Here is a 13892-nt window from a genome sequence, read left to right on the forward strand (position 1 = left end):
CGGGCGCTTCCGGTGTCAACCAGATTTGACCGATGATATTGTGTTTCCTAACTCAACACATGTGGAGGCCGTAGTAGGAATGCAACGAATAGATACGTAGAAATCCTTTGTTTTGGGCACTTTGCGCCGTTTATGACATTTACGAAGGATGGCGCCGATTTCAAAAATAAGGTTCTGAAGGAAACAATTGAGGTTTCGGTCGTGCTGGACCTTGGTTTTGACGTCGAGTGTGTAGACATGTAGTAAAGTGTACGGAGCGTCTTTAATTAGGCGCTCTTTTTTAGTTATATGGAGTGATAATTCTTGTTTATTGACACAGCTAAAAATCACATGTAATTCTCGCAAAAGGGTGAATTTTCTTGTTTTATAAAGGTTTCTGTAAAAAACACGAATACTATTCTATCTAATTATTTTGCTCGGTTACGGGTAAAATAGTGTCTGCGCTGAAAGGCTTTCATTCGGTTATTCCTTCCTTCAACCGCAGCGTTGGTCCATCGGCAACGATGGTAATTAATGATCTCTTGCCTCCAGTTCCCAATGGTTTTCATGCAAACGGCTATAGCCGGATGCCGCAAGCCTTTCCCTTGCTCGAGCCAACGGTCTAACCAGATACTTGCTGTTCTTGCATCCGGTGAACAGTCGTACCAATGGCCAAAGCTTTCCTATTCCAGTCGTAGACCTGTCTGAGCAATGGAGAGTAGTCCAGTAACTCTTTTAGTTCCAGCTGTTTTTCAGGTGGAAGGAAACCGATCTGCAATTCGAATCGCTTCCGGAAAACATTCCGCGATCCAAGCATGGTAGTACGGAGCCAAATCCATGACCACGGCTTTCGGACGTAAGGACAAAAATGCCGGATGTTGACTGGCATACGCTCGAAGTTCCTCCACTTACGACCTGGTATAATATCGAGCAGCGTTTGGCCCCTTAAGTTATGGATTCCTGTATTGTACGTGTGACCTTTCCGAATCGCGAAATCATCAACTCCCAGAACGAGATTCGCACTGCAGGTCGCATCCTCCCAGGCTTGCTCCTGTAGGCGGTCACTTTCTGCTGCCAGCCATTTTTGCTGCTTGGTTTGAAGGGTTGTGGCTGGAAGTCGGTGGATGTCGGCACTTTGCCGCACGGTAGCAGCAGTTGCCGTACGAATCGCTTGCATCTCGAAGGTCGTGCTGTACCGGTTACCTGAAGCAACAAAAGCACATTGCCAAACAAAACCACAGCGGCAGGCGTTGCAGAACAGCCGGATCGCAGGAGCAAGCAGATATACCTTTCTGTCGCTAGCACTACAATTACCAATTCTACGTGTGCAGTTGCTGCCTTTACGAATGACGAATTCATCGGAGCAGCAAACGGGACAGGCTTGAATATAGATTTTGAATTTCAAGCACTATGTTTCGTATAGAGCCTTTATTGTGCTTGCATATTAATATTATTCGGCTGTCCGTATATAATATATAGTGATATTGTTTGCAAACGAAAGGATGGTCAAGTTATGGAATATATTTCAGCTCCCGAAGCCGCAAAAAAATGGGGCATTTCAGAACGGCGCGCACAAAAACTTTGCGAAGAAAACCGCATACCGGGAGTTTCAAAACTCGGTTATATGTGGCTGATACCAAAGGACGCGGAAAAACCGATTGACGGCAGAATAAAGAGAGGAAAGGAGCTGCAACATGAATAATGTTTTGATTATAGACGATGACAAAGAGCTTTGCGCTCTTATGAAAAAATGCGTAGAGCAAGAGAATTTATCTGCTATTATTGCACATGGCGGTGTGGAGGGGCTGCGTCTGGCCGACGAAAATAAAAATAACTGCTCTCTTTCTCTTGTGATTTTGGACGTAATGATGCCGGATATAGACGGTTTTCAAGTTCTGAAAAAAATCAGGGAAACAAGTAATATTCCGGTGCTTATGCTCACCGCTAAAAGCGATGAGGAAGATAAAGTTTCCGGGCTGCGGCTTGGTGCTGATGATTATTTGACAAAACCGTTCAGTATTAACGAGCTGATGGCTCGTGTCAATTCTCTTATCCGCCGCTATACCACCTTAAACCCTACGACGGAAATAGATACGGAGTACATGGTGCTGAAAGGAATGGTCATTGATAAAGCAAACCGTATGGTTTCTGTCAATGATATTTCAGTTGAGCTTACAGGCAAAGAGTTTGATTTGCTTTTGTTTCTATCTTCTAATAAAGGCCGGGTATTTACCAAAAAACAGATTTATACGCAAGTGTGGGAAGAAGAATATGCCTTTGACGATAGTAACATTATGTCTTTCATCAGTAAATTGCGCAAAAAGATTGAACCAGACCCCGACCATCCATTTTATATTTTAACAGTCCGAGGTGTAGGCTATCGTTTTAATAAGGAGGCTTGACAATAAATATGAGTGTTTATCTGCTTTTTGCGTTGGTTCTTGCCCTGCTTATTATAGCGTACCTTATTTCTGTCTTACGGCGTGTCCAAACACAGCTTGCACTTATGAAAGACGCTTTAGAAGATATAAAAAATGGAAACCTTAATCGACGTGTTTTAGCAATGGAGAGCGATATGACAAGGAAAATTTGTTATGGTATTAACGAAATTGCAATCAACAGCCAATCACGGCTTATTCAGCAAAAGCAATCAGAACAGGCATACAAACGGTTAATGGCAAGTCTTTCCCATGATGTGAAAACTCCACTTGCTTCTTTGGTTGGTTATTTGGAAGCAATCGAAAGTAAACTTGTTGTAGGAGAAGAAAAGGACGAATATATCCATGTTGCGTCTGATAAAGCCCAGAACTTAAAACATTTTGTAGAAAATCTGTTTGAATGGGTTAAATTAGATTCCGGGGAACAAATTTTTCGTTTTGAGATTTTTGATTTGAATGAGTTATCCCGTAATATAATAGCTGATTGGATTCCTATTTTAGAAAACAGCCATTTTGAATATGAATTTGACATACCTGAAACAGAGTATTCCATGCGCATAGACGCAACTGCGTATACCCGTATTCTCAATAATCTATTACAAAATATTATTACCCACAGTGGGGGGGATAATATGGCGCTGCGTATTTTTGAGAATGAACATCAGGCCAAAATTGTAATAACAGACAACGGGAAAGGTATATCTTCTGATAACCTCCCACATATTTTTGAAAGAATGTACCAATGTGACCACTCACGGTTTGCAAAAGGAAATGGTTTAGGTTTGGCTATTGCTAAGGAACTTGTCAGCGTTCATAAAGGAACTATCACTGTCGATAGCACTCCCGGTACGGAAACCATATTTACAATATTACTTCCTAAAGCCCTGTAAAGTGCAGGGCTTTCTTGCTATTAAAACAAGATAAAAGCAAGATTACGGCAAGGTTTTGGCAAGGTTAATGTTTTATACTTTAATTGTGATTGTTTCTGCCATTGTATCGGTTATCACATTGCGAAAGCACATTATTGAAAGTGAGGAAATTCTATATGAATGATTTTGTGATTGAAACGAAACAACTGACAAAAATTTACGGAGAGCAGACAGCCGTTAGCTCGGTCAATCTCCATGTAAAAAAAGGCCGGATTTACGGTCTGTTAGGACGCAACGGAGCCGGAAAAACCACTATTATGAAAATGATTTTAGGGTTGACCTCAATCACTTCCGGCGAGGTAGATGTGTTCGGAAAGAATATCAAAGGCCGGGAAAAACGAGTATATCCCCGTATCGGTGCTATTATCGAAACACCGGGATTTTATCCAAATTTGACAGGAACGGAAAACTTGGAGATTTTTGCGAAGCTGCGTGGTACAGCCGCGCCACACGCAGTTGAAAACGCATTGAAAGTAGTAGGATTACCTTATAAAGACAAAAAGCTGTTTAGTAAATATTCTCTTGGAATGAAGCAGCGTCTTGGTATTGCGAACGCTATTTTGCATGACCCGGAATTGCTGATTTTGGACGAACCTACAAACGGTCTTGACCCTATCGGCATTGCAGAAGTAAGAAATTTTATTAAGAATTTGAGCGTTGAGCGAGGAAAGACAATTCTTATTTCCAGTCATATTCTTTCGGAAATTTCATTATTGGCTGATGATATTGGAATCATCGACCACGGAGTTCTTTTGGAAGAAAGTAGCATGAGCGAAATGGAAAAGAAAAACCGTAAATATATCCTGCTGCAAGTTTCAGACATTCCAAAAGCGTCACTGATTTTAGAACGTCAATTTCACTTAAAAGATTATTCTGTTCAAGACGACCATACTTTACGGCTTTATGACACCGCTCTGGATATGGGTGAAATCAATAAAGCCCTTGTGACGCAGAATATAACCGTTATCAGTTCGGGGCTTTGTAATGACACCTTAGAGGACTATTTCAAAAAAATTACAGGAGGAGAAGGCATTGCTTAGACTTATTCAAATAGAATTCCTAAAACTGCGCCGGAGGAAATTTGTCTGGCTAATGTTGTTAGCCGCCCTCTTTATGCCGTTTTTTGCACTATTATATTTCAAATATGTGAAAGAAACAGGTGGTGATCCATTACAGTTTTATAAATGGTCAGCGTTTGGTTTTACGCTTTGGTTTATCTTGCCTGTTGTTTTGGGAACACTTTGCACCATGCTTATGTACGAGGAAAACCAGCACGATATGCTCAAACAACTTTGGATTGTGCCTATCAGCAAAATGGGATACTTTTTTAGTAAATTTTTTGTAGTTTTGCTTTACTCCATTTGTTTCATGCTGATTACAGCCGTTGCTTCTGTTATGTTCAGTGTACTTCCCGGATATGTCGCATTTGATTGGGGAAGTGTTTTAAATTTGCTGAAAAAATGTTTAGAGATTGGTGTTATTACTTCTTTTGTAATGCTGCCGATTTTGGCAATAGCTGCGTCGCAAAAAGGATACATTCTCCCAGTTTCTATAACATTGGTCTATGTCTTTCTCGGTTTTATTTTAATGACGGTAAATATGTATCTACACCCATTAACTAGTATGGCAGTTATTGTTATGCGAAATGGAGATATTCCGGGTCTAGTATTTACACAAGCAATCAACATTCCTTTAGCATTACTTTGTATTTGCGTTTGGGTTATTGTTGCAGTATTACTTGCAATTATCGCATTGGGAAGAAGAAAGTGAGATGTGAACCATGAAAAAATTGCTTTGGGCGGAACGTCAAAAGATTCGCCGTTCAAATATTGTTTGGATTGCAGTTTTTGCAACAGTTATGGTAGCGGTTATTGTCTTTTTAGGAGGGCGGGATGTATATGATAGCTCTCGGAATATAGACAATGCAGGCTGGTATATGACTATGGCTCAACCATGGGCAACTTTTTTTGTTCTTCCTGCGGTCATTGCCCTTTTGGGTAGTTATATAATTTGTCGTGAAGAGCAAGAGGACACTATAAAATCTCTGCGGCTTATTCCTGTAAATGAAGCGAACTTAACCGCTGCAAAAATGATTGTTACTTTCGTGTTCAGCATACTCCTTTACTTGCTGCTCTTTGCTATCACATTTTTGGTTGAGGCCATCTTACATTTTTCCGATTTGTCAGTAGAAATGGTTTTAGGTTTTCTGAAAGCATATTTTCTGGACGGCTTAGGTATATTCCTTGCTATCTCACCCATTATTGCTTTTGTATCGCGTATAAAAAAGGGGTATTGGCTTGCGTTATTATTTGCTGAAATTTATTCTTTTGCCGGACTATTTATGAGTATGTCAAATTTCCTAAAAGCGTTTTATCCCATTACGGCTGTATTTACTCTTGCTGGCTACTATGACGCATCAACAAGTCAAGTAATACTTAGCTGCATTAGCTTACTACTTTGCGGCTGCCTTTCTGCCTTTATATTGAAAGGTCTAAAGCATAGTGAGAAAGGTTAGAGTAGGTCATCTCAAAATGAAGAAAATGAAGAAAATGATTATACTGATTATATTTCTACTGCTCTTTGGTATGTTACACTGCTATACCGAATGGAAATTCAACAATGACCCTCCTAAAGGGGTAATAGAACAGATAGAGGAGTGGGTTGGCAAGCTGGGCCGGGATTAGTGGCTTATGCCTAATCATGGCGGTTGTAACATTGCAACTTACTGTTTCACCGTTTCAATGCCATAATTTCGGCTCTACACGAAACATATTCCCTCATTCCCATTTGAAAAAACGAAGACACAGCCCAAAGCACAGCAGTGCAAGTACAATCATGACGATTACGGGAACGATGACACTATCTATGGGTATGCCAAGCGAAGCAGCCTTCAACATCTTAATACCCTGTGTAAGCGGCAATAGATCGGCAGCGTTTTTAAGCGGCGCGGGCATAATCTCATAAGGCAAGGTCGCCCCGGAAAAAATCAGCATGGGAAAATAGAGCAGGCTGGCTACAGCGCTTGCTGTTTTCATGTTGGGCGCAAGTCCGCCCACCAGCAGTCCGATGCTGAACATGGACAGCATGACCAACAAGTATGCGCCTGCAAATGAAAGCCATGAACCCTGAAATTGATAACCAAAGAAAATCGTTGCGGTCCAATAAACCAGGATAAGCGAAACGATGGAATAGATCGCATAAATGACAACCTGTACGGCCAAGATGAGAGCGGGACTGGTCGGCGTTACCTTGAAGCGTTTCAGTATCCTTCTGTTTCGGTAATCGGATACTACCAGAGGAAGGCCCGATACGCCCCCGGCGCAGATCGCAATGGTAGCCAGTGCTCCAAAGGATTGCTCAAGGAAGGTATAAGCTGCGCCATCGAAAGCCGGCTTATCCCGGAAAATCGTCCCTATTAGGATCACAGCGACGACAGGCATGCAGATTGCAAAGATGAACATGTCCAGTCCTCTTAGCGACAGTTTGCATTCTGTTTTGAGCAATGCTCTAAAAGCTTTATATCGCAGCGGTCTTGTAAAGGGATGCTGTAACCTCACAAAGTTCTCCCACTCTGATTTTGTCTTGGTAATTGGCTTCTTGAAATTGAACGCCGACCTTCTCAAACAGTTTCTTTCGTTCGATTTGCGGGTTCATTCCCAATATGGTCACCGTGCCGCTGTCCTGTTGCTTGGTGCCTAACAGACATTCAATGGCGGTGCTTTTGCCTGCGCCGTTTGCGCCCAGCAGGCCGAACACTTCCCCACGACAAATCGCCAGATTGAGTCGATCAACCGCTTTGACTTTGGCGTAAGACTTGCTCATGTTTTCTACCTTAATCGTAGTTTCCATGTTATTGAATCCCTCCTGTATTTGCTTTGGCATCAACAAAATAACACCAGCGCAGGGGCTGGTGTTAAAGTGGAGGGATTTTATTATAACCAATGGAAACAACGGGAACAAGAAAAAGCTTATATCCCACTTGCAAAGCAACTGTCCTTTCTGAATATGATCGAAATGTATTCGAAAGTGTGATTGAAAAGGTTATAACGGGAGAAGAACAAGAATTCAAGCCGATCGGGGAACGAAACGCCCAAAAAAGCTGACAGTAGCTGATAGGAGTGATACATGTCCCCATATCCCAGACAACACATGTGGAGTGCTTAATATTGATGGTTCTGAATGAATAGATGAGATGTGACAGTATTGTTCAAACTACAAGCGGTGAACCGTGTCACAAGTGACGGCTAAATTTTTTGGTATTAGGTTCAGCCTCTTTCAACTTCTAGATTTGGAAAGAGTCTTTGAGGGGGCAGAATTTTTCAAGCACAGATAATCGGCAGTCATCGACATATCGTTGTTGTCACAAAACGACCCCGTATCTCGTTTTATATGCAAACGGAATAAGGAGTGGTTGCAATAAAAGGATTGACATGCATCGTTATTGGCGGAGGATATGCAGGTATTAATGCAGTTAAAGCGATTCGGAAAACATTTAAGGGTCAAGCAAGTAAACGAACACTCCGACTTATTTTAATCGATAAGAACCCTTATCACTTTCGCAAAGTATTGCTTTTTAAGCCCGCGGTCGGAGATGAAGATATTACTATCCCTCTGACTAGGTTATTTCCCGAGGGGGTTGAATTCGTTCAGGCTACTGTAACGAAAATCGAATCAGGGGAAAGAAGGCTACTTTGTCAGGATGCTGAAGGAAATAAGAATTCGATAAAATATGACTTCCTCGTTTTGGCGGTGGGCAGCGTCGTGCGGCAACCCGACCCTGATCAAGGAGGTATGGCATTAGCGAGTTTAGACGCTGCGTGGAAGATCCGAGAGGCGTGGCGCGCGAATATAAAGGAAGCCGTAAAGGAAAAAAGCGCGAAAGAACGTCAGAGATTAATGACCATTGCCGTTGTTGGAGCGGGCATAAGCGGCATCGAGACATCTGCCGAACTAGCTTATTTTATTCGTGAAGATGCGGTATTATTGGGACTTGACCCGAGTGCTGTAAGGATAAAATTATTTAACGCGAATAAGAGGCTTTTCCCAGCAGGCCCGGCAAAGGTAGGGCTTAAACTGGAACGTTCACTTGACGCTTGCGGAGTAACTACCTTACATGGGAGTAGGGTATTACAGGAGAAAGAGGGAGCGTTAACTTTATCTAACGGCGAGACGATGTCCGTTGGCCTATGTGTCTGGACGCTGGGGCTGTTACCCAACCCAATGCTGCAAAGCATCGGGCTGCCGATCACTCCGGAAGGATACGTGATCGTAGATGCAAGTTATCGGGTTCAAGGGGCCCAGGGTGTATACAGTATCGGCGACTGCGCGCGAATTGTAGACCCTGCTAGCGGACGGGTGGATGGGAAGACGTGTAAGGAAGCGACCGCCCAAGCAGCAAGGCTTGGAAAGATTTTGTCGGCGGATATTGCAGGGCATCCAACACCCCCACATAAGGAATTTATTTACTTTTTTTGTTTTGCCTTAGGTCCGGAGCAGGGAATGGTATGGACACATCAATGGGGGTTAGATATTATTTTTACAGGAAAGCTGGGTTGGCGAATAAGGAAATTCACATGGGATTCGGCAAGTCTGTTAAAATAATGTAAACAGAGGGTTAGTGGAAAAGGATGGAATTTTAAAGCTGGAACGATTGGTTGAACCTAAAGCATATTTGTGCAAAATGGTAACTAATCGCTGTCGGGATTTATTCAATTCGGCGCGTAAGCGGCGGGAACAGTATTTTGGACAATGGCTTCCTGAGCCCCTTCTTACTCCGAATGATGAATCGTTTGAATCGGTTGTTCAAGGCGAGCTGCTGTCTTATGCTATGCTCGTTTTGCTTGAAAGGCTGTCCCTTACGGAACGGGCAGTGTTCGTGCTTCGTGAGGCGCTCGGCTTTGAATATGCTGATATTGCTGAGCTCGTTGGCAAAAGCGAAGCGAATTGCCGCAAGCTGATCAGCCGTGCGAGAGGAAAGATGGGGATTACCCCCGATGAACCAGTCAATCCCGAAGCAGCAAGCGAAGAGTGGGTCCGGCGACTCCTAGCGGCTCTCGAACAGGGTAACGTGGATATGGTTGTATCCATGCTCGCCAAAGATGTCGTGTTGGTCTCAGATGGAGGGGGTAAAGCCTTCGCCGCCGTCCATCCTATTGAATCGCGCGATCTCGTCGCCCGGTTCCTTCTCGGCTTAATTCGTAAGACTCCTCATTACGAAGGAGGCGTGCATGTAGAAATGAGGGATATAAATGGCCAAACAGGACTTGTTGTCCGTTCAGGAGAGGGCATCGTAACTGTTGCGCTCATGCATGTCGAGAGAAATTCGATTCGCAACTTATACTTTGTTAGGAACCCAGATAAGCTGAGGCATTTATTGAAATGAAAGGAGGATTTGAAAAAAATCGCCGTTAGAACCGTTATGGAGAACCTTATCATAAGTAGGGACAGGTTTTTTGATCGAAACGTGTAGGAGCCTGCTATAGCATATTGAGCGACATGGGTTTGGGGTAGTCTCATCCCAAATGAAACATTCGTTGAAATATTAACTCTAAAAAACGGAGGAATCAAAGGCGGGTTTCAGGCTTTAAAAGCGAGTTTTATTATATAAAAAGTCTCCCTAGAGTTTAAAAGGGGTTTTTAGGTATAATATACGGCAGAAGGAGTGATATATCAATGCATAACAAGGTGGTTATCCTTTAGCCTCACAGAAGTAATATCCATTTTTTGTGTTTCTTCTGTAGTAATTTCAGTGTGGGAAGTAGTTGCAAGAATTTTGATTGGAGGAGATATTATAAATTATAACGAGGTTGTTAAAATCAGTGATGCAAATTTACTTCCATTTGTATCAGAGTTGTACGGATTAGAAGGCTATGAAATTAAGCCGGTTAAGGAACATAAGAGAGGGCGTAATGTCGTTTATACCTGTGTGAAGGAAGGCACCGATGCAAAAATACTCAGAATCGCCTTCTTAAATGACAGAAGCCGGGAAGATATTCTAGGTGAACTTGAGTATGTCAGGTATTTATTCGAGCATGGCGGTAGTGTCTCGAATGTAGTCAGTTCCCGAAAGGGGAATCTGCTGGAAGAGATAACTCATAATAATCACACCTTTTTTGTCTGCCTGTTTGAAAAGGCTAGAGGGAAAATGATTGTGGATAATCATTATCGGTATCGGGAAGGCGTTCCTCTTTCTGAATACTATTATAACTGCGGTAAAGTTCTGGGGAAGCTGCACCAATTGTCGAAAGGGTATGCTCCAGTCCATCCCCGGTACAGTTTTTTTGATAAATACAATGCCGAATATATCGATAAACTGATACCCAGCTCTTTATCTTTGCTTAAAGAGAAGTTGTTAGGGCTCCTTAAAACCTTGGAAGGGTTGGACAGGAACCATGATTCGTTCGGTATGATTCATTTTGATTACAACGATGGGAATTATTTTATAGATTTTGATACCGGGCAAATAACCGTTTATGATTTCGATAATTCTTGTTTCGGTTGGTATATGTTTGACTTGGCCAGTATCTGGGGAAACGGAATGGGCTGGATACAATCTGAACCAGACGCCGGTAAACGTAAAAAGTTTATGGAGGATTATTTTGAAAGAGTCCTCGCGGGATACAGATCCGAAACCAGGCTTGATCATTCGATGTTGAATATATTGCCCTTGCTTATTCAAGCAAACCTCATGGAGGGTATTATAGATGCATTCGAGGTAATGAGAAACAACAGCGAAGGGCCGGAGTGTGATCAGGAGCTGTCGTATTATATAAAATGCCTGGAAGACGATATCCCGTATTTCGGTTTTTTCCATGACATTTACTCTTGTGAAGAACCCTTTGAGTATGAGGAACGAAATATATAGCCCAGACCTGAAACCCATTATGATGTACACCTACAAAGAATTTGGATTGATTCTTTGTAGGTGTATTTATTTGAACTGTTATGTTGTCTACTTCACATTAATCCAATAAGGCGAACCACATAGACCACTTAATTTGCCGTCTTATTGACAAAATCAATCTCATTTCTGATCCCTTTATGGGCGTCATTCCACAGGCCCTTTGTCAGGCGAATGCGCAGCAGGCATGTGTTAGGGTCTTCGTCGTTATTGGCTTCGTTATACCAATCGGCGAATATTGTGCGCAGCTTTGTCATCATCTCCGCGTTTTTCTCGTCACATACCCAGCCCAGGTTTTGACCGATACCATCGGCCGTAAAGTTCTCGACGATGATACAAACGGCGACTTCGGGGTTTTGGGCGATCTGCTGCATCTTGCCTGAAGTCGCGTAAGTAACGGTGTAGAACGCGCCGTCCTCATAATAGGCGTCCACAATGCGGGAGGCGGGACGGCTTTTGCCATTGGCCCCCGGTTCCAGCGCGATGGTGGACAGAGAGATCAGGCCGTCCTTGTTACCCACTTGTTCTTCCAGCAGCTTCATGGCTTCGTCGTACTTGCTCATTATATTACCTCCTAAAGTGTCATAAGGCATACATTATTAAGCTTATCATTGTGAAATCTTAGTGCATGTGAAGAATAATACGATAAAATATTAAATCGCTATTATAATTCTCTGCTCGACATAGGTGGCTTCCGTATTTACACGTGATATACGTGCTTCCCTGGTTTTGAATGGGGTGCTGACGCAGCTGCTATCGGCTAACCATAATTCCTACGGAGATGTTGGGGCGCTACCTCTCCGTTTCTTCATTGTTGTATGCAATTGGCAGGTTGATTGGATTAAAATGTATGGATTGAAAGGGCAGATGAAGTAATAGTCATCGTGACAACAAAAGGGCCATCCCGCAAAGGATGACCCTGATTATTTCGGCGTCGAACTGTAAACATATAGTTGTTGAGCTTGGGCAGTTATTTATGGGAATGAAACTTCGGCTTTTCCAATCTGCTATGTTCACGCATGGCTTTCATCTGCCTGGCATGTCTTACATCACGGAGGCGTTCTCTCGTTTTGAGTTGGCTTAGCATAATGAGCAGCCCCAACGTGCCGAGCACATAAGAAACGATATGATTCACTTCATTCCACAGGTTTGCCGCAGTCAGAAGGGATACTGCTCCAATGATTGTTGCAATAATCCGCTGTGTATTTTTATTTTGCGTATCTATCAATTTTTTCTCAAAAGAGCCCGATAGCTTCACCCGTAAATCTCCGCTATCCATTTTATCTACTGCAGATATGAACTTTTTTGTCGTAGGAAGGATTCCTTTTAGAAGATTCTTGCCTTCATCTACGAAGGTGGAAAAGACACTTCCCCGCAGATCGTTAAGCACAACCTCTTGGATGTAAGGCTTAGCAGTCCCAATCAAATCGAGCTCAGGGTCCAGGCCTAGACAAAGTCCATACACCGTGGCCATCGCTTTTCCCAAAAATGTTGTATTTGCCGGTAACTGAAAGGGCTGAGAGTAGAGGAAATCACGCAGTTCTTCAGCATTGTCACCTGACGTCACGAAATTAAGGTCAAACGTATCACCGTTTATTTGTTCAAATAATAACGTGAGGTTCCTTGAAAATACCTCTAAATCCACATTCCTTCTTAAAAATCTCAAACGGGTAAGGGCATCGATTGCGCCGTGAGCATCTTTTAAATACACGGCCATTAGAAGTGCGACCATTTGCGTCTTCATATCATCGGCAATTCGTCCGACCATTCCGTAATCGATTAATGCTATGGTGCCGTCAGGCTGCACGAGAACATTTCCCGGGTGCGGGTCTGCGTGAAAGAAACCTTCTACCAGAATCTGTTCTACAAAAATCTCCAGCAATGACTTCGCTAATGTAGTCCGATCCACACCCCAAGCATCAAGCTGGGCAAAATCATTGATTTTTACACCTTCCAAAAACTCCATGGTTAACACTTTTGAAGTGGTATAGGACCAATGAATGCCTGGAACAACGATATCCTCCCGATGGATAAACTGCAGCTGAAATTCTTCTGCATTTCGCCCCTCTTTTTGATAATCGAGCTCATCCATAACAGTGTCGTAGAACTCATCATACACCGCATCGAGATCCATGAATGCTGCGATCTTGGGCTGGAGTTTCAATAAACGAACAGCAATTTGAATGGATTTCGAATCAATTGCAATAATATCCTCGACCCCGGGACGCATCACTTTCACTGCGACTTCTTCACCTGTTCGTAATGTCGCCCGATGTACCTGTCCTAAGGAAGCCGCTGCGATAGGAGTTGTACTGAACTCAGCAAAGATCTCGCTAATGGATACTCCGAGTTCACTCTCTACCTTTTGCTGTATCTCGGCAAAATCTACTGAATCTACGGAGTCCTGCAGCTTTGACAATTCATCAAGAATTTCCTTCGGCAAAATATCCACTTGCGCACTAACATGCTGCCCAAGCTTGATAATTAACCCACCCATGTCCATGGCGGTCTTCGTGAAATACGTTGCCTGTTTGCGGTATAAGGCTTTTGTTTTTGCTTCTAAGCGCCGCCCCGAAATAAAATACTTTTGCTTGCCCAGCCACCAGAAATCCCAGACGAACTTAAAAATCATCCGCATGGTTCTCC

General features: G+C 42.9%; 15 protein-coding genes. 9 read left to right on the forward strand and 6 right to left on the reverse strand.

The features are described 5' to 3' along the window. Nucleotides 1–407: 407 nt before the first annotated feature. The gene (locus B9T62_RS41695) at nt 408–611 is read right to left on the reverse strand and encodes a transposase (RefSeq protein WP_087914563.1); all 204 of its coding nucleotides are present in this window, start codon (nt 609–611) and stop codon (nt 408–410) included. Further along, the gene (locus tag B9T62_RS06740; protein WP_157685484.1) at nt 602–1384 is read right to left on the reverse strand and encodes a transposase; all 783 of its coding nucleotides are present in this window, start codon (nt 1382–1384) and stop codon (nt 602–604) included. Before B9T62_RS06740 ends, B9T62_RS41695 begins: the two co-directional genes overlap by 10 nt. Nucleotides 1385–1492: 108 nt before the next feature. Here B9T62_RS06740 and B9T62_RS06745 point away from each other — a divergent pair, with 108 nt between their 5' ends. The 6 genes from B9T62_RS06745 to B9T62_RS06770 all read left to right on the forward strand — a co-directional run bounded on the left by B9T62_RS06745 (nt 1493) and on the right by B9T62_RS06770 (nt 5861). Then, a complete protein-coding gene (locus B9T62_RS06745; protein WP_087914565.1) occupies nt 1493–1681 on the forward strand; it encodes a helix-turn-helix domain-containing protein in 189 nt (62 codons plus the stop codon). Beyond that, nucleotides 1674–2381: a response regulator transcription factor gene (locus B9T62_RS06750; RefSeq protein ID WP_087914566.1), complete on the forward strand. Its 708-nt coding sequence runs from the start codon at nt 1674–1676 to the stop codon at nt 2379–2381. The genes B9T62_RS06745 and B9T62_RS06750 overlap by 8 nt, the downstream gene beginning before the upstream one ends. A gap of 8 nt (nt 2382–2389) precedes the next feature. Beyond that, complete coding sequence (locus tag B9T62_RS06755) at nt 2390–3307, forward strand: sensor histidine kinase (protein ID WP_169834341.1); 918 nt, start codon at nt 2390–2392, stop codon at nt 3305–3307. Nucleotides 3308–3462: 155 nt separating this feature from the next. Continuing rightward, a complete protein-coding gene (locus B9T62_RS06760) occupies nt 3463–4386 on the forward strand; it encodes an ABC transporter ATP-binding protein (protein ID WP_087914567.1) in 924 nt (307 codons plus the stop codon). After that, on the forward strand, nt 4379–5116 hold the full coding sequence (locus B9T62_RS06765) for an ABC transporter permease (RefSeq protein ID WP_087914568.1): 738 nt from the start codon (nt 4379–4381) through the stop codon (nt 5114–5116). The genes B9T62_RS06760 and B9T62_RS06765 overlap by 8 nt, the downstream gene beginning before the upstream one ends. Before the next feature lie 10 nt (nt 5117–5126). Next, nucleotides 5127–5861 (forward strand): ABC transporter permease, encoded by a 735-nt coding sequence (locus B9T62_RS06770; RefSeq protein ID WP_087914569.1) that lies wholly within the window; start codon nt 5127–5129, stop codon nt 5859–5861. Nucleotides 5862–6123: 262 nt separating this feature from the next. On the opposite strand, the gene B9T62_RS06775 is transcribed toward B9T62_RS06770, so the two are convergent. Together B9T62_RS06775 and B9T62_RS06780 are read right to left on the reverse strand one after the other, a co-directional pair. After that, nucleotides 6124–6903, reverse strand: a complete 780-nt coding sequence (locus B9T62_RS06775) for an ABC transporter permease (RefSeq protein WP_281257697.1) — start codon at nt 6901–6903, stop codon at nt 6124–6126. Then, nucleotides 6863–7195, reverse strand: a complete 333-nt coding sequence (locus B9T62_RS06780) for an ATP-binding cassette domain-containing protein (RefSeq protein ID WP_245864369.1) — start codon at nt 7193–7195, stop codon at nt 6863–6865. Before B9T62_RS06780 ends, B9T62_RS06775 begins: the two co-directional genes overlap by 41 nt. A 558-nt stretch (nt 7196–7753) precedes the next feature. Between B9T62_RS06780 and B9T62_RS06785 the strand changes: the two genes are divergently transcribed. From B9T62_RS06785 to B9T62_RS06795, 3 genes are all read left to right on the forward strand, one after another. Next, entirely contained in the window at nt 7754–8947 is a 1194-nt protein-coding gene (locus tag B9T62_RS06785; protein WP_342746159.1) for an NAD(P)/FAD-dependent oxidoreductase, read from the forward strand. Between the two features lie 16 nt (nt 8948–8963). After that, a complete protein-coding gene (locus B9T62_RS06790) occupies nt 8964–9728 on the forward strand; it encodes a sigma factor-like helix-turn-helix DNA-binding protein (protein ID WP_245864370.1) in 765 nt (254 codons plus the stop codon). Between the two features lie 393 nt (nt 9729–10121). Next, the gene (locus B9T62_RS06795; RefSeq protein ID WP_087920163.1) at nt 10122–11210 is read left to right on the forward strand and encodes a phosphotransferase enzyme family protein; all 1089 of its coding nucleotides are present in this window, start codon (nt 10122–10124) and stop codon (nt 11208–11210) included. Between the two features lie 128 nt (nt 11211–11338). Here the strand turns inward: B9T62_RS06795 and B9T62_RS06800 are convergent, their stop codons facing one another. Both B9T62_RS06800 and B9T62_RS06805 read right to left on the reverse strand, forming a co-directional pair. After that, nucleotides 11339–11809: a pyridoxamine 5'-phosphate oxidase family protein gene (locus B9T62_RS06800; RefSeq protein ID WP_087914570.1), complete on the reverse strand. Its 471-nt coding sequence runs from the start codon at nt 11807–11809 to the stop codon at nt 11339–11341. 407 nt (nt 11810–12216) lie between these two features. Then, nucleotides 12217–13878, reverse strand: a complete 1662-nt coding sequence (locus tag B9T62_RS06805) for an ABC1 kinase family protein (RefSeq protein WP_157685486.1) — start codon at nt 13876–13878, stop codon at nt 12217–12219. Nucleotides 13879–13892 lie beyond the last annotated feature (14 nt).

This window comes from Paenibacillus donghaensis (assembly GCF_002192415.1).
Lineage (GTDB): Bacteria > Bacillota > Bacilli > Paenibacillales > Paenibacillaceae > Paenibacillus_AQ > Paenibacillus_AQ donghaensis.